This window comes from Pseudoalteromonas luteoviolacea (assembly GCF_021654285.1).
GTDB lineage: Bacteria > Pseudomonadota > Gammaproteobacteria > Enterobacterales > Alteromonadaceae > Pseudoalteromonas > Pseudoalteromonas luteoviolacea_J.
Genome location: NZ_JAKFZS010000004.1, coordinates 181,706 through 200,933, shown reverse-complemented (window position 1 = coordinate 200,933; position 19,228 = coordinate 181,706). Strand labels below are relative to the sequence as shown.

22 protein-coding genes are annotated in these 19,228 nt (G+C 39.5%); 13 read left to right on the top strand and 9 right to left on the bottom strand.

What is annotated here, in order from left to right:
* Positions 1–178 precede the first annotated feature (178 nt).
* On the bottom strand, positions 179–1,585 hold the full coding sequence (locus tag L1077_RS04985) for a hypothetical protein (protein ID WP_237135847.1): 1,407 nt from the start codon (positions 1,583–1,585) through the stop codon (positions 179–181).
* Positions 1,586–2,415: 830 nt separating this feature from the next.
* Positions 2,416–3,309 (bottom strand): IS5 family transposase, encoded by an 894-nt coding sequence (locus L1077_RS04980; RefSeq protein WP_237135846.1) that lies wholly within the window; start codon positions 3,307–3,309, stop codon positions 2,416–2,418.
* A gap of 377 nt (positions 3,310–3,686) precedes the next feature.
* Between L1077_RS04980 and L1077_RS04975 the strand changes: the two genes are divergently transcribed.
* From L1077_RS04975 to L1077_RS04960, 4 genes are all read left to right on the top strand, one after another.
* A complete protein-coding gene (locus tag L1077_RS04975) occupies positions 3,687–4,625 on the top strand; it encodes a hypothetical protein (protein ID WP_237135845.1) in 939 nt (312 codons plus the stop codon).
* 728 nt (positions 4,626–5,353) lie between these two features.
* The gene (locus tag L1077_RS04970; protein ID WP_237135844.1) at positions 5,354–6,115 is read left to right on the top strand and encodes a metalloregulator ArsR/SmtB family transcription factor; all 762 of its coding nucleotides are present in this window, start codon (positions 5,354–5,356) and stop codon (positions 6,113–6,115) included.
* 11 nt (positions 6,116–6,126) lie between these two features.
* Positions 6,127–7,158, top strand: a complete 1,032-nt coding sequence (arsB, locus tag L1077_RS04965; protein WP_237135843.1) for an ACR3 family arsenite efflux transporter — start codon at positions 6,127–6,129, stop codon at positions 7,156–7,158.
* A 9-nt stretch (positions 7,159–7,167) separates the two neighbouring features.
* On the top strand, positions 7,168–7,656 hold the full coding sequence (locus L1077_RS04960; RefSeq protein WP_237135842.1) for a phosphatase domain-containing protein: 489 nt from the start codon (positions 7,168–7,170) through the stop codon (positions 7,654–7,656).
* A 94-nt stretch (positions 7,657–7,750) separates the two neighbouring features.
* Here the strand turns inward: L1077_RS04960 and L1077_RS04955 are convergent, their stop codons facing one another.
* On the bottom strand, positions 7,751–8,197 hold the full coding sequence (locus L1077_RS04955) for a helix-turn-helix domain-containing protein (protein ID WP_237135841.1): 447 nt from the start codon (positions 8,195–8,197) through the stop codon (positions 7,751–7,753).
* Positions 8,198–8,448: 251 nt separating this feature from the next.
* On the opposite strand from L1077_RS04955, the gene L1077_RS04950 reads away from it, so the two are divergent.
* The 8 genes from L1077_RS04950 to L1077_RS04915 all read left to right on the top strand — a co-directional run bounded on the left by L1077_RS04950 (position 8,449) and on the right by L1077_RS04915 (position 12,639).
* On the top strand, positions 8,449–9,612 hold the full coding sequence (locus L1077_RS04950) for a DUF819 family protein (RefSeq protein WP_237135840.1): 1,164 nt from the start codon (positions 8,449–8,451) through the stop codon (positions 9,610–9,612).
* Between the two features lie 459 nt (positions 9,613–10,071).
* A complete protein-coding gene (locus L1077_RS04945; protein WP_237135839.1) occupies positions 10,072–10,443 on the top strand; it encodes a hypothetical protein in 372 nt (123 codons plus the stop codon).
* 173 nt (positions 10,444–10,616) lie between these two features.
* Complete coding sequence (locus L1077_RS04940; protein ID WP_237135838.1) at positions 10,617–10,907, top strand: hypothetical protein; 291 nt, start codon at positions 10,617–10,619, stop codon at positions 10,905–10,907.
* A 33-nt stretch (positions 10,908–10,940) separates the two neighbouring features.
* Positions 10,941–11,234, top strand: coding sequence for a hypothetical protein (locus L1077_RS04935; RefSeq protein ID WP_237135837.1), 294 nt, complete (start codon positions 10,941–10,943; stop codon positions 11,232–11,234).
* Between the two features lie 39 nt (positions 11,235–11,273).
* Positions 11,274–11,570, top strand: a complete 297-nt coding sequence (locus L1077_RS04930; RefSeq protein ID WP_237135836.1) for a hypothetical protein — start codon at positions 11,274–11,276, stop codon at positions 11,568–11,570.
* A gap of 51 nt (positions 11,571–11,621) precedes the next feature.
* Positions 11,622–11,930, top strand: a complete 309-nt coding sequence (locus L1077_RS04925; RefSeq protein WP_063362383.1) for a hypothetical protein — start codon at positions 11,622–11,624, stop codon at positions 11,928–11,930.
* An 88-nt stretch (positions 11,931–12,018) separates the two neighbouring features.
* Positions 12,019–12,315: a hypothetical protein gene (locus tag L1077_RS04920; protein WP_063362384.1), complete on the top strand. Its 297-nt coding sequence runs from the start codon at positions 12,019–12,021 to the stop codon at positions 12,313–12,315.
* Between the two features lie 18 nt (positions 12,316–12,333).
* Positions 12,334–12,639 (top strand): hypothetical protein, encoded by a 306-nt coding sequence (locus L1077_RS04915; RefSeq protein ID WP_237135835.1) that lies wholly within the window; start codon positions 12,334–12,336, stop codon positions 12,637–12,639.
* Between the two features lie 156 nt (positions 12,640–12,795).
* On the opposite strand, the gene L1077_RS04910 is transcribed toward L1077_RS04915, so the two are convergent.
* The 5 genes from L1077_RS04910 to L1077_RS04890 all read right to left on the bottom strand — a co-directional run bounded on the left by L1077_RS04910 (position 12,796) and on the right by L1077_RS04890 (position 17,253).
* Entirely contained in the window at positions 12,796–14,079 is a 1,284-nt protein-coding gene (locus tag L1077_RS04910) for a hypothetical protein (RefSeq protein ID WP_237135834.1), read from the bottom strand.
* 300 nt (positions 14,080–14,379) lie between these two features.
* On the bottom strand, positions 14,380–15,351 hold the full coding sequence (locus tag L1077_RS04905; RefSeq protein ID WP_237135833.1) for a glutathione S-transferase family protein: 972 nt from the start codon (positions 15,349–15,351) through the stop codon (positions 14,380–14,382).
* 88 nt (positions 15,352–15,439) lie between these two features.
* Positions 15,440–15,859, bottom strand: coding sequence for a DoxX family protein (locus tag L1077_RS04900; protein WP_237135832.1), 420 nt, complete (start codon positions 15,857–15,859; stop codon positions 15,440–15,442).
* 242 nt (positions 15,860–16,101) lie between these two features.
* Positions 16,102–16,821: a DUF4397 domain-containing protein gene (locus L1077_RS04895; protein WP_237135831.1), complete on the bottom strand. Its 720-nt coding sequence runs from the start codon at positions 16,819–16,821 to the stop codon at positions 16,102–16,104.
* Positions 16,822–16,968: 147 nt separating this feature from the next.
* Positions 16,969–17,253, bottom strand: coding sequence for a putative quinol monooxygenase (locus L1077_RS04890; protein ID WP_237135830.1), 285 nt, complete (start codon positions 17,251–17,253; stop codon positions 16,969–16,971).
* 102 nt (positions 17,254–17,355) lie between these two features.
* Between L1077_RS04890 and L1077_RS04885 the strand changes: the two genes are divergently transcribed.
* Positions 17,356–18,234 (top strand): LysR family transcriptional regulator, encoded by an 879-nt coding sequence (locus tag L1077_RS04885; protein WP_237135829.1) that lies wholly within the window; start codon positions 17,356–17,358, stop codon positions 18,232–18,234.
* On the opposite strand, the gene L1077_RS04880 is transcribed toward L1077_RS04885, so the two are convergent.
* Positions 18,231–19,151 (bottom strand): hydrogen peroxide-inducible genes activator, encoded by a 921-nt coding sequence (locus tag L1077_RS04880; protein WP_063362392.1) that lies wholly within the window; start codon positions 19,149–19,151, stop codon positions 18,231–18,233. The genes L1077_RS04885 and L1077_RS04880 overlap by 4 nt on opposite strands.
* Positions 19,152–19,228 lie beyond the last annotated feature (77 nt).

Here is a 19,228-nt window from a genome sequence, read left to right as displayed (position 1 = left end):
AGCAAAAAAGTGTCCAGCTGAAATGCTGGACACTTGTTTGCTGAACGTTTATGTGAACAGATACTGTATAAATAGCGTTTTAAGACAGGAATGAGCCACGGCTCGATAAATTAATAGACGCTCTAATATTCCGATAAATGAATAACCATATTTAACAGTAATCACCCATAAGTTTAGTTTAATGGAAATCGGCTTGAAATTGCTGCCCTTGCAGCATCGTATCAAGGACCCCACTTTCCAACCATTTATCAAATACAAAGTCCCCATATTCATCTTCATACCCAGAGGTCTTCGTATATAACCATTGTTTGCAGCCTAACTGATGCGTTTTTACTTTTGAGCGCTCTGCTTTTCCAATGGTATTCATTATTTCTAAAACATTAGGGGCATTATCCCTATGTGATAACTGGTTAAAAATACCGCTTCCAAGTGTGTCACCATTGTTATCAAGTAAAAACGTGTCATCGCGGACAACAATAAGTGCAGGAAACAACTCATACGCTTTTAATAGGCTGACAACGCTTTGGTACACTGGCTCTATTTGACAGACTCCTGCGATGTGATCAACTTGATATTCATACACCTCCTGCGCAGTGAAATTAACATGTTCCGTATGGGTATAAGCTGTTGCTTTTATAAAGGTTAAACCACGCCCTCGCTCAATGTGAACCATTAAAATATAAGCTTCTAAGGCGTCATGGTAGAATGTCTCAAGATTTTGACCTAAGCGGCTTTGCTGTAACTTTTTTATTTCTCCTTTTTGAAATAAGCCTGTCAATGATAACTTACGAAGTGAGGGGTGCGAGCATTTGTCCAAAAATACGTCTGGAAATACGTAGCCCGGATTTCGTGACAAATCACCATCACATTGTAAAAAATATTGCGCTTCTTTCAGCTTTGGGAAATTTGAACTCAGTAAATTCTGCACAGAGTCAAGGCTTGGCTCGAGGCAGGCCTTACGTTTAAGGTCGTGCAAAACCTCAATATCTAAACATGTGAGGTGGTTTAGCTCTATTGGTTCATTTAACTTAAAAAATCCAGATATTTCTAAGTTAGACAAGTTCGGCATTTTCTTCAGAAGCTTTGTCACATCTCCCACTGAGCCATTGGACCAAGTGCCATTAAAAAGCAATTCAGTGGACCCTAACCACAGTACTTTTAACCTCGGATACCATCCTTTAGATAAAACCTCTGTCACCAAAGAATAATCCATTGGATCAACGTCACTGTTTTTTGGTGAATATTCTGTACTCGAAGTACCTACAAATAAACGCTGCACATCTTTTGAGAAAGAAGAGTGGATATACGCCTCAAAAATATCTAAGTGATGTGCGCCCATTACAAATAAGAAACTACATAAGTCGTCATATTTTGGTTTGGTTGTGACATACCGACACGGTGGCAAAGGCTTTGCACCTAACCACCACTTTCTGTGACCCTGCGCTCCCTCACTGAAACCTTTATGTTCATCAGGAAACCTAAGCACCAAATCAAGAAAAGCCATATCCTGCTTTGCAACCAGCGGACTCTTAAAATAGAGCAAACGTTTAAGCATCACTTTTATACCAAAGATTTTCGTACTCACACCGGCTCTAACACAATAACTTTGGAAAAGTTTCTCTAACATACTACGCCCTTGTAAATTACTTCTTCAAATTGCTTTATTGTTTGCTCAACGTCATTTCATACAGTAAAGACAATTAGATAACATATGACCAATATCATAAATGCAGCTACCGTTAAAAGCAGGTCCAAACGAATGCCAAATTCATACTTGGCTATTAGTTAATACCCATATTACAAACACGCCTAACGATGCCTGTATACAAGTAGCTGCAAAGTAAAAGTTATATCTTTTAGATACTCTATGCTTCCAAAAAATATAAGCTAAAGGGGCAGTTATAAAAGGACTGAATACAAAGACGACTCCCCCCCAGAAACCAAGTACTTCTCTCAATTCTATAAAGCTAGATAGCTCATCAGCTAAATAAAACTTATTAATAGTGAGAACCCTAAAATAAATTCGACTATAGCCTCAAAAATTTTTATTTCATGTTTCATTAAACTGGCCTATTAAGAATACCCACATAACTCAAAATTCCATAGCTGCATGACACCAATAAATATTAGCTATATAACAAATTATTCGCATCTTTGACATATTCTCACTAAAACTGAACTTTTATAGCCCATGCAATGAATAGCTATGGGGAGCTTTGTATAAAAGCACTGACGTTATAGTAATTAAGAAATAAACCTAACTTTTAAAAATAGTTGTACCATCTAAAAAGCTATGAATAAAAGTAAAACTGCTTGGCTTCTCTCTCCTATTTTCAATAGCTAAAACCAACACCAAAAAAAACATATCAACAAAAATATCCATCAAAAACGGCCTTGTCATTTTTACCCCCGAATTCAAGCATACCTAGCCTTGTTCATCGAGTTGATCACCTTGGCTTTAATCATTACTTTTGTGTGTTGACTGTTGAAGGTGCGGCTTGTTAATTTGTCAGCCGTAAGCTGTTTAAAACGATAAACGCCTGTTTCAGCCAGCGAACGCTCATGATAGCCAGACTTTTCCTTCCAGTGTTTTAAACCAAATTGATGCATTAATATTATGGCGCTGTTTCTCGGATGGCCTTTCTCCCAATATTGGGCATTTTCCCTTGGGGGAATACGAGCTACGGCACCTTTGGCCGCAATTTCATCATAGCAATCACGCGTATCATAAGCACCATCACCGGTTACTCTGTCAACATTTCGGCGTAGTGACCGCAGTAAATCACCTAAAACTTCACCATCCGATACATTCACCATTGATAGCTCTGCACTGACAATGTCATGACTGGCAGCATCTATAGCTAAATGCAATTTACGCCAAGTTCGACGCTTGCTGGCTCGGTGTTTTCGAGTATGCCATTCGCCATTACCATAAACTTTTAGGCCGGTGCTATCGACAACAATATCAATAAATCCCTGCGAGGTTGGCTTGGTTCGATATTGAACATCTAGTGTCTTTCCTCGCTTGCACAAACAGCTGTAACCAGGGGAATGAATAGGTGCATCCATTAAATTGAGGAGTGAATTAACGAACCCTTCAAGTGCTCGAAGTGGCAAATTAAAGACAGACCGAAGTGTCAGGCAAGTTTCAATTGCAAAGTCAGTATATTTATTTGAACGGCCACGCCCACCGTGTTTTTCTGCGGTTTGCCATTGGTGAATAGCGTCGTCACTGAGCCAAATAGCAATATTGCCACGCTGTATCAACGCTCGGTTATAGGCAGACCAGTTCTTAATTTTCTTTGTCATGATGGCTTAGGCTGCGCTATTGTTTTTTGATCTGAACACGCAAAAGGTCAGAAGTTCAACTATTTAGGAAAAAAGGCCATTTTCAATGCAAAAATGCTTCATATACAACCTGCTTAAAAGACCCCTTTTAAAATTATAGTTTTAAATAATCTGGTAGCTCTAATGACGACTTCCCACAAGAGATAAATAGATATTCGTTCATGGTTGTAAATATACTGTTTATTCAGCTTAATAAAACTTTTCCCTAATTAAAGTAACAATAACGCCTAAGTTTGGTATAAAGATAATCATATTTATCCATTGACTCGTTACAAGCAGCTGTTACGATTAAAACTTAATCACCAATGGATAACCAGTTATAAACAGGAATTTAGAATATGAAAAAAATGATTATGATGGCCGCTACTGCCTCAACAATAACACTGTCGAGCTATGCGTCCGAGACTCCATTTAAAAATGGTGGATTTGACTTACCTTTTGACAAAGTAAGATCACCGAATATACAGCATAGCCCTTGGAAGGTACAAGATTATGAAACAGGTTACAATCCAAACACAATATACAATTATGGTGGGCTAGTAACGAGAGAATATGACGCCGCTTCCAACAACTGGTATGCAAAAATATATAGCCATCATGCTGAAGAATCAAAGTGTCTAAATTACGGTATAAATTGCCATAGAGCAGAGTTATTCTATTCTCCAGAACAGTATGATACGCATCCAGATTACCTCAATATTGATGGTCAACGCACACAAATTACCTTCCGTTTTAAAGTAGACAAAATTTGGAATAAAGGCTGTAGGATGAAAGCTCCCAACTCTCGATCTATTTGCTACTCCACCTTAATGCAATATGGTCCGCCATCTAATGCCGCTTTTCCTGTCGCACCCATGATGAGCTTTGTTATTGCCAGATACCCAAAAGCAAATGAGCAGCCTTCCATATCGTTACAACATAAAGTACATTGCGCAAAACCGAGCAATAAAACTCACTACTCAGGGATATGCAATGATAAAGGAAACAGTATTGCTTCTTGGTCTGCTGATACCATCATCCCGATTGAAATCGGGCGCTGGTATGTTGCTTATTCTCACGTACTTTGGAGTGAAAACAATGGGGAGTTTTCTGCCGCAATAAAACCAGAAGGTGGAACTTGGACACACTTTTCTAAAAATGGACAACTATTTCACCAATTACCGACTCGCGCAGCAAATGGAAGGCATAGCTTCAAAGCCGGTATTTATGGTCATGGTATAGATACTTCTGACCAAGAGCTGGTGATGTCGTTCGATGACTTCAAGTTTATCAACTAGCAATTACTTGTATATTCTTGAGAGCATACAGTGATTATTTTAAATTTAGTGGCTAATTTAAATTAAAATAGTACTTTTTGCAAAAAGAGCGTCTAAAGTAATGGAGCTAGACTGAATTAAAAATCCAGCTCCTTTAAATACACTATAACAATACTTATATTAATTATACTTTACTATTACACTCATCACCTGACAGTTAGAACCATATTGCCAACCTACGGGTTATCGGCAACTGGACGACCCTGAGCGTAAATTTGGTCACCTGTTGCTTTCGCAGTTAACATTATCGACAGCATTGTAGCTGCATAATCGCTTTATGGTTTAAACCAAAAGCCTCGGAAAATAATTTCTCCATAGACGAAAGTAGAAAACCTTACAATCTCGAATTCTATTTTATAAGATATAAACCGACCAATTAAACTGACAGTAGCATTAGATAAAAATGGAAATATAAGCATTAAAAAAGCAATTACTTTAAACATCAATATTATTTATAGTTTTAATTATAGCCTATATCATCAACAAAAAAATAAAATAATATAACCCTGTTTTCCACTCGAAAAAACTCTCAATAACGTAGTAATGGCTTCCTAAGAAAAGTAGTCACAACATTGTCATCTAACACTTCAATTGATTACTATAAATTCTAATTCAAAGACCTTGCGACTATTACATAACAAAGTTAGTATATAACAAATTCGTTATGTACTAACTTTGAGTGTGCTTATATGAAAGTTTTATTTTTATGCACCGAGAACTCAGCACGTTCTCTTATGGCTGAAGTGCTTCTTAAACATCATAGTAAAGGCCAGTACGATGTGTACAGTGCTGGCACTAGCCCGAGTGGCGCAGATCCTCGCACGATTAAAGCCATTGATCATTTTGGCTTAAATAGCCAAGGGTTAGTATCACAACATATAGATGAATTCGCCGCGATGCACTTCGACTATGTGATAACCCTATGTGCTAACGCAACAAAAGAATGTGAAGGCCGGGTCAATGGCGTAAACTGCCTTGCTTGGGATATTGCCGAGCCTAAATCTCGCCAATGTGATAACCCTTTTGAAAAAACACTGCAAGAAATCAATGAAAAAATACAATCCCTGTTGATTGAAAGTACGACACAAAAGCCTGCAACAATCCAACCAACGGCATTTTACAAAGCATTGGCTGATGAAACACGTCTAAAAACCTTGCTGATTATTGCAGTAGAAAAAGAGGCTTGCGTGTGTGAGCTAATGACGGCACTGGATGAGTCAAGCCAGCCGAAAGTATCTCGTCACCTCGCACAGCTGCGTAAAATTGGGATCTTATCTGATAGAAAATACCATCAGTGGGTTTTTTACTCGCTTAACCCGACATTGCCTGAATGGATGAAGCACATTATCACCTCTTCAGTCATCAATGAACCAAGTTTTATCGAGCAAGAGTTAAATAGGCTCAATACCATGGGGGATCGCCCTACTCGTTTTGCAAACTTGTGTAAATAAGGCGCTATTTTATGGGTATTTTTGAGCGTTATTTATCAGTTTGGGTTGCTGCCAGCATTGCCATCGGTGTTGGGTTTGGTATGGTATATCCGCCTTTATTTGAATTCATTGCCACCCTGACTTATGCCAATGTCAATCTTGTGGTCGCAATTTTTATCTGGATAATGATTTATCCCATGATGGTACAAATAGATTTCTCAACCATCAAAGAAGTCGGTAAAAACCCGCAGGGCCTCGTCCTGACTATCATCATAAATTGGTTAGTCAAACCATTTACCATGGCTGCATTAGGCTGGTTATTTTTTGAAGGACTCTTCGCAGATTTTGTCAGTCCAGAAACAGCGCAAGAATATATTGCAGGTATGATCCTGCTGGGTGTTGCCCCATGTACCGCCATGGTTTTTGTTTGGTCTCAGCTGACTAAAGGCGATGCAAATTATACGTTGGTGCAGGTGTCTGTAAACGATGTGATCATGATCTTTGCATTTGCGCCAATAGCTGGGTTGCTACTTGGCGTATCAGATATTCATGTTCCGTGGGATACGTTATTTATATCTGTGGTGTTATACGTTTTACTCCCCTTAATGGCAGGTATATATACCCGCAAAAAACTCAATGCTTCAGGAAAAAATGAGGCGGCCATAGAAACCTTACTGGCAAAATTAAAACCTTTTTCTGTAGTAGGTCTGTTGGCAACCGTTGTGCTTCTATTTGGTTTTCAAGCCAATACCATCATCTCTAAGCCAATGAATATTGTTTTAATTGCAATTCCTTTGATCTTGCAAACGTATGGCATATTTTTCATTGCTTATTTCGCTGCACTCAAACTGAAGCTTAAGCACAACATCGCTGCTCCCGCTTGCCTTATTGGCACATCAAACTTTTTTGAGCTAGCAGTGGCCGTTGCCATATCATTATTTGGATTACATTCAGGTGCCGCACTTGCTACCGTGGTTGGTGTTCTGGTAGAAGTACCTGTGATGTTGTCTTTAGTCACAATCGTCAATAAAACCAAACATTGGTTTGACCCACAAACACACTAAGAGGCAATTATGCAAACTCACCCTTTTGATAAGCTGTCACTGGATAGTGGTGCTACCTTTATTTTCACCCCTTGCCCAGGTACAAAAGATGTCGCCGTTACCGAATCTGTTGCTCAACTTAAAGCCGCTGGAACAGATGCAATTATTACACTGATGTATGACGGAGAGCTTCATAAAAATAATGCACAGAGCTTAGCGCAAGTGTGCAAAGAGCAAGATGTAAAATGGTTGCAATTCCCACTACCTGATGATGATGAACCTAATCAAGATTTTGTTAATGCATTTAATAACCACATCGAAGAAGTTTTTTCTATCCTTGAAAGTAAAGGTACAGTGGCAGTACATTGCAAAGGGGGTTCTGGTAGAACTGGGCTCGTGATTGGCCTTTTAATGAAACGCCTTGGTTACGATCACGCTGACATCCTACAGCAAGTACAAACGCTTAGACCAAAAGCCCTTAAACATCCGTCACAGTTGCAATTTTTCAATACATTTTAGTCATTAATCACTGCGCATCTAAACTAGATGCGCAGTGATTAATGCCTTCTTTACTCTACATTACACTGCTTTTTCTTAAGAGATAAAATCGCTGTTAGTTGCGCCAAATGTCATATTTATCACCTTGCCACTTAAGGAATGAAAACAGATAAGCGGTGCCTAAAAGCATCAAGCCACCCACTAATGCAGCCTCATGAACTAAACCTACCCCGCAAAATAAAAAGCCAGTTGTATGACTTAAATAAACAACTCTGTTCGCTGTGCAGCGCTTAGGCCTTACCTGTAAAAAGTTAAATACAAACCAGACTTTAAGTACAATGGGTAGCGCGCGCCAATTTTGCATGCTATTCGTCATCGCCAATTCCTCAAGTTCTAACGTCTGTATGCTGACATCAAGGGCACTGGCTAAGCACTTTTTTGACTCTAAACTCGCGTTAGCACCAGCCTCAATTCGCTGAATAGTCCGCACATTTAGCCCCGACATATGAGCTAGCTGCTCTTGAGATAAACCTCGGCTTAATCGAAGTTGCTTTAGTATCATCTTGTTTCCTTGAGTATTTAATGTATGAAGAATGATTGAAACTATGACATGACGGTCTAGAAAATACCTCGACTAATGCCCGACAGTGACCCGACTCACCAACGACATCTGCAAAATAGCATATTTATCAGTTACTTTTGATAACTTATAAAGTACAAAATTGTAACTAAATTTAAAATTTAGCGTCGTTTTTTTCGGTAAATTCCGCTAGCATAGCGAGCAATTTATAATAATTAGAAAATGAGGAAAGTATGATCCAAGATGGTTTTGCGTTTATCGCATTCTTAATGTTTGTCTCCAGCATCGTAATTTGGGGAGAAGACAAATATAAAAATGGACCTTTTTTTAAGTATGTCCCCGCGGTCATTATTATCTACTTTTCAGCTATGGTCATGTCAACATTAGGCGTCTGGGAAATGACAGACTCTGTTAAACAGGCACGAGGCGAAGTTAAGACTGCTATCTTACCTGCTATGATATTTTTGATGTTACTCAGGGCTGATTTAAGGGATATTGTAAAACTAGGCCCTAAATTACTAGGCACTTTTTTTGCTGCCACCTTAAGTATTGTGCTGGGCTTCATCGTCTCATTCGCCCTGTTCCAAAGTTACTTAAATGATAATGCAGCACTGACTTTTGGTGCGCTAGCTGGCAGTTGGATTGGCGGTACACAGAATATGGTCGCCGTGCAACAATCGCTTGGTCTAAATGATGCGGGTATGGGGTATACACTGCTCATAGACTCTATTGATTATGCGATGTGGATCATGTTCTTACTGGCCTTAGTCCCTTTTGCTCACAAGTTTAATGCATGGACAAAAGCAGACACCAGTACACTTGACGAGCTGCAAAAAAAGCTCACGCTTTCCAATGACAAAATCAGAAAAGAAACGACATTTCCAGACATGATGTTATTACTAGGCAGTGCTTTTGGCTTATCTGCGCTGGCCATCTACATTTCTGGCCTTTTACCTCATAATGCTGTGCTGACGAGCACAACGTGGAGCATTATGATAGTGACTATTGTTGGCGTTATTTGCGCAATGACGCCGCTAGGTAAATTACCTGGTTCACCTCAGCTGTCCAATGTATTGCTTTATACCTTGGTTGGCCTGATCGCAGCAAATGCTGATTTTGCAGAGCTTACTCAAGCGCCTGCATACATTTTAGCTGGATTCGTTATTCTGCTGATCCATGGTGTGATCCTCACAGTGATAGCAAAAATATTCAAACTTGATCTCTTCACCTGCGGGATTGCATCTTTAGCTAACATTGGGGGTGTGGCATCCTCACCTGTTCTTGCTGCGGCCTACAGCCAAACACTGGTTCCGGTTGCAATTTTAATGGCGCTAATGGGCGTAATTATTGGTACAGGTGCAGGTATTGGAGTAGCGATGCTATTGCAAGCGATGTAGTTACTTCGTAATAAACATGTATGGTGAGAGTATACTCTCACCATACCCTTCATTTATAAATATAAAAACAACAATCAATTATTATAAACAATAAAAACCTCGCATTAATAAATAAAATAAAACTATCGTCTAATGGTAATAAGCCTACAATCCTCGCAAACCCCATGACATAGCCTGATTTTCCAAATAAAAAATTAATTAAATTATAAACCGCTAATTTAGAAGGTTATTTTAAAAACGCAAAATTTACACTTGATTACTTATTGATCACATATTCAAACAATGTTAAAACATAAATCGTAAAATATAAGTAAGTAAAAATAAACAGGGCTTCTTTCATCAGAGTAAAAGCGATTGAACTAGGTCAAATACATGACAAAAAGCTATAAAGCTTACTTTTTTAAAAGGGTTTACAAAATAAATTCGTTATCAGCCATATTATTTAATCAAGGAATCGACATGAAATTTAAAGGCAAAGCGCTAAAAAGCCTAATTGACACTCAGATTAAATCAATCATTTTATCAAGTGTTTTTATGCTGATATCTTCCAGTGCATATTCTGCTGTCACTTTAAGTGAGTTCATTCAAATGAGCGAGCAATTTGACCAGGCAAACCCTGATTACATCATCTGCTACCACCCTAGATACAATATGAGTTTTTCGGAGTATCTTAATGAACTCATTGACATGGGGAAAATTACACAGCCTGTTGCGGATTGGGCAAAATCACAGGGGTACTACCCATATCTAGGATATTTTTTTGAGACATCTAGCTGGGAAGTCGTACTTTCATGCAGAGTCAGACCTTATACCTTTACCTCTATCAACTAGCGCATTACATACAAAGTCCGCATATAAATTGGTAAATCAAAAATGGCGGGCGTTGCAAACCCGCGACTTACCTTTTGTGACGATTTTTTGCCAATAAAACAGACAAGGTTATATGCGATACATGTGTTCACAATTAGACATCATCAATAAACTCACTCACAAAGGAAATAAGTATGTTGATCAATGCAATCGCATTAGTTAGCGCACTCGCATCATCTTCTTATCAAGCAAATAATGTGTTCACCATAGAGGACTATGAAGAGCGTGCTCGATTGGACAGCCAAGTAAGAAATCGCTGTACATCTATTCCGGTGTCATATTCAGACGTAAAAGTTCGTATAAATTGGGCTTATAACCAAGGCCTGATAACAGAAAGAGCATCGTACTGGGGAAAAGCCTACGCGTATTACCCTGTTATAGATATGTTTTCACATCAAATAACCGCTATTTGTAAAGGGGGATAGGTGCTCCTGAAGCACTTATATAAAAGGCTATATATGAAAAGACTATTGTTTATTACCACTATGGTTAGTTCTGCATGTTCATTTAGTGCGAACGCTGCCATGGATATTTGGACTTTTCAGCATCGTGCAAGCATTGATGCTCAAATGCAAGGTCGCTGTATATATCAGACGCCTGTCTACAATTATACCGCTCGCAATTACTGGGCATATGAAAACAGACTCATTACAGCTAGGGCTGCAGAATGGGGAAATACATTTGGTTTCTACCCAGTGATAGATATATTTACTGGCGAAATTTCAGCAGTTTGCTCCGCTGGTCGTAGCTAATTTTTTCATCTTAACTCAACAAGTAATAAGGAAATAATAATGCGTAAGTTAACAGTCGCTTTTACTGGTTTTTTGACTATAGCCTCCTTTGACTCCTTTGCCGCCTTAAATATGCAACAGTATGAATTCAGAGCATTACAAGATGCCAAAATACCAGGACGCTGTGTATATAGTCCTATCTCATATAACCAAGTCAAACTGCGTATTGACTGGGCGCTTGGCCAAGGTTTAATCACGGAGCGGGCTTCCTATTGGGGTAAAGCATATGGCTATTACCCTATTGTTGACATGTTTTCGAATCAAGTCGCTGCTGTCTGCAAAGGTGACCTAACATAGCCGCTTCAAATACACGCAAAGATAATCAATGCTATTTATAAGGAAATTATGATGTCTATAAAAATACTTGCTGCTGTAAGTCTAATATCTACTCTTTCACTGATTTCGTTTAATTCCGATGCTGCGATGGATTTGGGACAGTACAAGAGATATGCAGAGTATCACCAAGGGCTTCCTCATCGAGGATGTATAGGCGGTATTCCGTTAACTTATCACGATGTTTTAATTCGAATTAATTACGCACTCAATCGAAACATCATAACTGAGCGAGCCGCAAATTGGGCAAAAGCCAATACATACTATCCAATTATCGATCCTTTCAGTTACAAGGTAACTCTGGTATGTAAATGGACCCCCTAAAACACCTAACTTATAAGTTACACGACATTACATATATCGCTTTCTTTATAAACCAAACCTTAAATTTAATTATAAAAAGGACATTATTATGAATATTAAAGTATTTACAATTGTAAGTGCGCTTTCTTTATTCTCATTTGAGTCTTTTGCAGCCATGGACTTAAGCACCTATCAACAAAAAGCCTACGCTGATAGCCAAGCACCTGGACGATGCATGGGCAACATTCACGGCCCACTTAACTGGCGAATGTACATTGATTATGCATTACAAAATGGGCTCATAACCACACGAGCTGCAAATTGGGGTAAAGCAACTGGCTACTATCCAGTCATTAACCCCTTTGAAAATCGTGTAACATTAATCTGCTCTGTTGGTAGACCATAAAATCGAAAGGAATAAAATATGAAGTTAGCATCACTATTACTACTTACTATACTGTCAACACTCGCATCTTCGGTAGCTGCCAACAGCGACGCAAGCTCTGTAGTCACGTTAGACGAATATATTGAGAGAGCAATGTTAAATATAGGTAAAAGGTGTACCATGGGCCCAAGACTTACAGTGGCTCAAGTAAGAGAACACAACTTATATGCTCAGAATTTAGGATTGATCACCGCTGAAGCCGCTCTTTGGGGAAGTAATAATGGTTTCTACCCTTTAATTGATTTATTCACAGAAAGAGAAATCGCTCTTATCTGCAAAGCTTAAACAAGCTTCGTACATTTAAATAGTTACACCATATACTGTGAAATGACGCAAAAAAGCTTTGATGCTGGATATAAAAAAGGCACCTACAAGGTGCCTTAAAAACCGCACTTAATACAATACGCCTTATTAACTATATCGTCTTAACTCACATCTGAGCTATTTGACCTCAATACGTATTTGCGTATTTCCGTTGTCTATTTCTCCTACGCCTTTTGAAGCAACCGCTTTGTGACCTGAACCCCTTACTTTTCTGATGTAAGTATAATTGCCGCCATCAGCATAGGTATTTTTATATTGCCAATGACCATTCACTCGTTGATATAGCTGTATATCACCGCCAAAATATGGCTGGTGATTATTACCGTTAACTAAAATGCTGTGTACCGTCCAACCAAAATGGTTGGTTAAGTATGTTGCGCCAGAGTAATTATGATTGGTCGCAGTGATGGTATTTACTGCCACTTTGTTTGCAGATTGAATATCTAACTCTTTCACATAACGTGACCCTTTAGTCGGGTCAAAAGACGTGCTTTCGGTAAATAAAACATGCACACCGCCCCCCGTCCCTGCTTCTTCAGCAACAATGTCTTTCACATAAATATATGTCCCATTGGCTTCTGAGTCGTAAACCAAAGTCCGGGAGTCGTTTTCAGCAAGTGGCAAGGTGAGCCTTTCGCCTTTAATGTTGTACCAAGTGTTTGGGTTGAAAGTATGAGACTTAATCACATGAATGTTTGAGCGGCGATCTAGGTTGTAATTGGGGTGATAGTTATATGCTACATAAATTGCCCCATCATCATTAGTATCACTGACCGCATAATGACCGCCTTCGGCTAATTTAAATTCATGACCATTATTATCAAACCACAGTGTCCGTACAGACTTTTGCCCTGCATATTCATAACGGGTGAATACCGCAAGACGGTTTAAAGCATTGTCTAAGTGTAACTGTGGGTATGACTGATTAAAGTCACCGTGATTGGGCAAGCCTTTAAGCTTTTGAAACTGAGTGCCATAAGGGGTTGTTGATTTGTAAAGGTGCCCGCTTCGATATTTGTGCCCAAGCCCACGCGAAGACAGTTGCACATAAACATAACCGTTTTTATCAATATCGACTATCGCATTGGTATGTGGATCATTCCAATTGCTCTCAGTATGCACTTTTACTTTTTGATTGTAGTTTTTCACTACATAAGTGACTAAGTTGCCATTTTCGTTATTAGAAAACACCTCAAAGTGATTATTGTTTTTTTCCACCGCGACTGGGATATGTTTATGAGTATAAGTGCCTGTCGCACCACAATACTTGGGCACCCCATTGAATAACTGATTTGTTAAACAAAAATAGCTCGACTGATACCCACTATCATAAACATGAATATTTGATGCCAAACTTGTTGCCGATGACAATAAAATCATAAAACCAACTGAATATTTCATAAAATCTCCTTTTTTGAAATTTTATATTTACACCTCCAATGTTAAAAAACAAATACAATTTATTAATTATTTCATGCTTAAACGAGAAAACGTTAAATATCACTATTTCAAAAAGCACATTAAAATTTGCGGGAGATTAACCGCCAAATAGTCGCTATATTTCATTAATTAAAACGCTCAAAGCACCACATGATTTTACGCATCACATAGACAAAGTATATGCACTCTAAACATATCGGAAAGTTGCTTTGTAAAAATAAAAAGAGCCATCTCTGGCTCTTGTCGTACTTAACTTAATTATCAGCCACGATTATGTGGGCGGGCGTAATCAATATCCGGTCCATTGGGCACAACTTGCGTTGGATTGATCATTGTATGGCTGAAGTAGTAATGACGTTTAATGTGATAAAAATCAACTGTCTCAGCGACGCCTGGGTATTGATATAATTCTCTGACGTAATTAGATAAATTTGGGTAGCTTTCAATTGTACGCTTATTACACTTAAAGTGACCAACATACACCGCATCAAATCTTATCAAGGTGGTAAATAAACGCCAGTCGGCTTCTGTTAATGTATCGCCAACTAAGTACCTATTTTCGCTTAAAATATTTTCTACTTTATCTAGCGCATCAAATAGTTTGTCATACGCTTGATTATAAGCATCTTGGCTGGAGGCAAATCCTGTGCGATATACTCCGTTATTTATCGAGTCATAAACAAATTCATTGATGTCATCGATTTGAGTCTGTAGAGCACTTGGATAAAAATCTAATGTATTGCCTGTAAGCGTATCAAATGCAGTGTTAAACATGCGAATGATCTCAGATGACTCATTACTCACGATCCGCTGAGCTTGTTTGTCCCACAATACCGGCACTGTCACTCTACCACTGTAATCTGCTTTATTTTTGGTGTAGATTTGATGCATAAAGTTGCTGTCAAATAATGCATCGCCTGTACTGCCGGTTGCTTTATCGAACGTCCAACCCTTTTCTAACATGTCAGGGCTCACCACAGATACATCAATGTACTCCTCTAACCCTTTAAGCTTTCTAAATATCAATGTGCGGTGCGCCCAAGGACAAGCGAGTGATACAAACAAGTGATAACGGCCTTTTTCTGCCTTAAAACCTGCTTCTCCACTTGGGCCAACCTCACCGTCAGGGGTAACCCAATTTCGTAATTGCGCAGCCTCTCGTTTAAATTCACCATTACTTGATTTAGTATCGTACCACTTGTCTTGCCAATGTCCGTTAACCAATAAACCCATTTTTTTGCTCCTAACCTATGCTTAAATATGTATCTGCAACTGCTGACATAGCAGTTCAAAGTTTGGCCCAAATTTGGGCCACCGCCATTTATGCTGACTTAGCCAACTTGTGGTCGACACTAAAGCGACCTGCGCCAGTAGAGGCTAAGGCTAAAAAGCCGCCTGCCATGGCGATGTTTTTAAAGAACATAAAAAACTGCATTTGATCCGCAAGGTTATTGTGAAACACCAAAGCACTCACTACACAGAATCCGGCAAAAGCCAATGCGGTTAACTGGGTTAACGCCCCCGCTAAGATGAATAATCCGCCAACCAGCTCAAACGCAATCACTAACGGTAGTAAAAACTCAGGTAAACCACCAGAGGCGAGATACTGAGCGTTGCCCTCAAAGTATTGGATTTTATTCATCCCTGCCAAAATAAAGATGATAGATAAACCAACTCGACCGAGTAAGTTTGCGGCATTCGATAGATGGTCGTTCTTTGATACGATATTGAGTAAATTCATGATGTTCTCCAAAGCTGTAAATTTGTTTTACTGGCATCTCTGCCCGACTTGCTAACAAGTTTACTATCTAATTAGAGAAATAAAATTTGTAAAAGTAGAGGCTTTCATTCTTTTAAAAAGAATGAAAACTATAGGGATAGGCCATAATACGTCAAGTCAATTAACTTAACATACTGTTTAAAATACAAAAAGCAGCACAATGCCGCTTTTAAATAACCTCAACAATCGACAAGTACCATTCGCTACTGCGCTTTAGGCGCGACTTTGAACGATTTGATATTGCCTTCATTTTCAGAAGTAGTTGTAATATACGCTAAATGAATGTCGCCCGCTTCTGCCGATAAAGTCACCTTTGCAATGGGTGTATCTGTGTTTGCGCCCTGACCTGCTTTAACCACAATCAGCTCATTTAGATCCGTTGATAGGTCAACAAACTCTGTCGCATCACCATACTCCAAGTTTTCAGCTAATTTTTTGTCTCCCATATACACATCCACCTTGCCCATATCTGCGACATAGGTATGGATAACAATCACTCGATATTTACTTTTAGCCACTTCTGCATCGTCAATTTTTACTGCATCTAGCTGTGCAGCCTGCGCTGAATCATTATCTAATCGACCATAGCTGTAAACAACATAATCACCGTGCTCTGAAAATCTAAAACGCGTCGATGCAATTGCCACTTCTTTGGAGTTACCCTCTACGGCATAAAATGAAAACACATTGCCATCTGAGTCGTCTTGAACAAGTAACTTTTCGTCTGATTTAGCGCCGAACAACAAACCATTTCCATCTGATAAAGACATTTCTTCATGGCCTTTTTCAAACTCCCAATACACATCCATTTCACTGTTCACCAAGTTAATTGCACTCACATCAGCAGTGTAGGTGTCGTCATTGTTGCACCCAGCTAAAACAGATACCGCAACAGATAAAACCAATCCAGTTATTAATTTCACAATACTCTCCTCAAAGTGGCGTTGTGGGAAGTATATTGCTCACGGTCAGTGCGAGTTGTTATTGAATGTTATTTTTCAATACTTTGATGTAGCTGAGGGTTACAGAAAGCATTAAAGCGTAACGATAACCCGCAAAAAAGACATAATTTAAGCACTGAGCTTGCTGATAGGCTGGCAAGAAAGAATACGCGTATGCTGTTTAGCAAAATAGGCTTGAGTATGAGGCGCATCATAATGACGCTTTAAATCTGCTTCACAGTGCCACGCTTCCCACAAATAAAACACTCCCGGCTCGTCATGAGCATGATAGATTTCAAAATAGATACAGCCGGGTTCGTTGATTGTGTGCGCTCTCAAAATATTCAGTTCAGCCGTAATTTCTGACATATTGCCGTGATTTGCCATTAACTTGGCAACAATGTAATAGCTCATAGGGTATCCTTTTTAAATTGTATCAATAAAGAACAGCTATCATAACTAGCATCATATACGTAAACTATATAAACAAATGCGAACTAACTTTACATATATGTAATGCTATTAAATGACCTCTACCTTTTCTCTATCATTGTCGATTGTGGCAGCTTAAGCCGTGCAGCCAAACAATTAAATACCACTGTCGCGACCGTTTCCCGTAGGCTTTGCGCGCTCGAAGCGCACATCGGACAGCCACTGCTAAACAGACATGCACGAGGCATACATGTCACACAGGCGGGAGAGCAGTTATATCGGCAATATGCAGTGGATTTACAGACGATTCAAACTCAGCTTACAGAGTTCAAATCACAATCTCAGTTGATCAGCGGGCGACTAAAAGTTTTGGCTCCGAGTAACTTGGCCACAACTTCGCTGGCAGATTTTTGGCCAGAGTTTATGTGCACTTATCCTGATCTACAACTCGATATCCAGACCAGTAATCATATCCAAGATATTGCAGAGCAAGGCGCTGATTGCGCAATTCGTGTTGGTCATTTACCAAGCTCTAGCTTAGTGCAAAAACGCCTTGGCACCATAGAGAGTAAACTGGTTGCTGCACCTGAATACCCAGATATTAACTGTGTGACTGAATTATCTGAACATACTTTTGCCATTTCGCAGCAGGTCAATAACCTTACCCTCTCTCATCCGAAGCAAGGGGACTATAAGGTAACCGTCACACCAACACATTTTTGCAATGACATAGCACTACTTAAAGCCATGGTAAAAAGTGGCCGATGCATCGCATTGCTACCATTGAGTGAAGCATCAAGTTGTTTGCAAAGTGGCGCACTAAAAACAGTCCTGCCACAATGGTCTGGTGTTGAACGTCCGGTATATTTGGTGACAACTTCCCGCAAATACCCGTCACCGAAAGTGAAGGCATTTTCAGACATGCTAAAACAGTTTATGGTGCAACAGCCTTGGGCCAGTTAAATACTGCAATAACTCATTGCGCAATGTTTATCGAGCGCCTGCTCAAACAACTTTTGCAATAGGGTAATATCATTCGTGCGCACGTAATTAGGCCGAACAACCAGTGCGATAGTGCGGTGCGGACCCGGCTCATTGAGGTGTAACGCCACCAGCTCAGACTCGCCTTTTATCAGTTGATCAAGTGCCATTTGCGGCACTAAGGTGGTACCCATTTTTCCAGCAACCATCTGGATCAGCGTGTGTAAGCTTGTACTATCAAAGGTTGTGTCTTTTTGCTCTTGCGGCAAGTTACATGCACTCAAGGCGTGCTCTTTTAAGCAGTGGCCGTCTTTAAGTAACATCAGTTTGGCAATATCAAATTGGTCGCTGGTGATCTCTTGCAGCCCCGCCCCGCTCTCATCTTTGTGACTAACCCAGTAAAAATCCTCTTTCCAGAAGTTAAACGCCATCAGCCCATCAATTTGATATGGCAAAGCTAAAATAGCGGCATCTAATTCGCCTTGGCGCAGCATATCGGTTAAGACATGAGACTGCTCTTCTATGATCTTTAACTTAAAATCAGGGTATTGCTGACGTACATCCGGCAAAACTTTAGGCAGTAAAAATGGGCCAATGGTCGGGATCACACCTATTTTCATCGGTCTGCAAAGCGGCGACTTATCTACTTGTGAAAGCATCATAAACTCATCGACTTCCAGTTTAATTTTGCGCGCCTTATCCAGTAAAACCTTGCCTTGCTCAGTCACAAATACATGCTTATTATTGCGCTCAAAAATCACCGTCCCCAACTGTTTTTCAAGTTCATGTATCGCCGTACTTAAGGTCGATTGAGACACATGACATGCATCCGCCGCCTTTTTAAAGTGCAGTGTTTTTTCTACCGCAAGTGCATAGATGATTTGTTTTATAGAGACCATTCAAACGTTCTTTTTTATTGATTGTTTTTTCTATTTTAATCAATTGCACGGTAAGTGCACCCGCACAACTGTTCGTA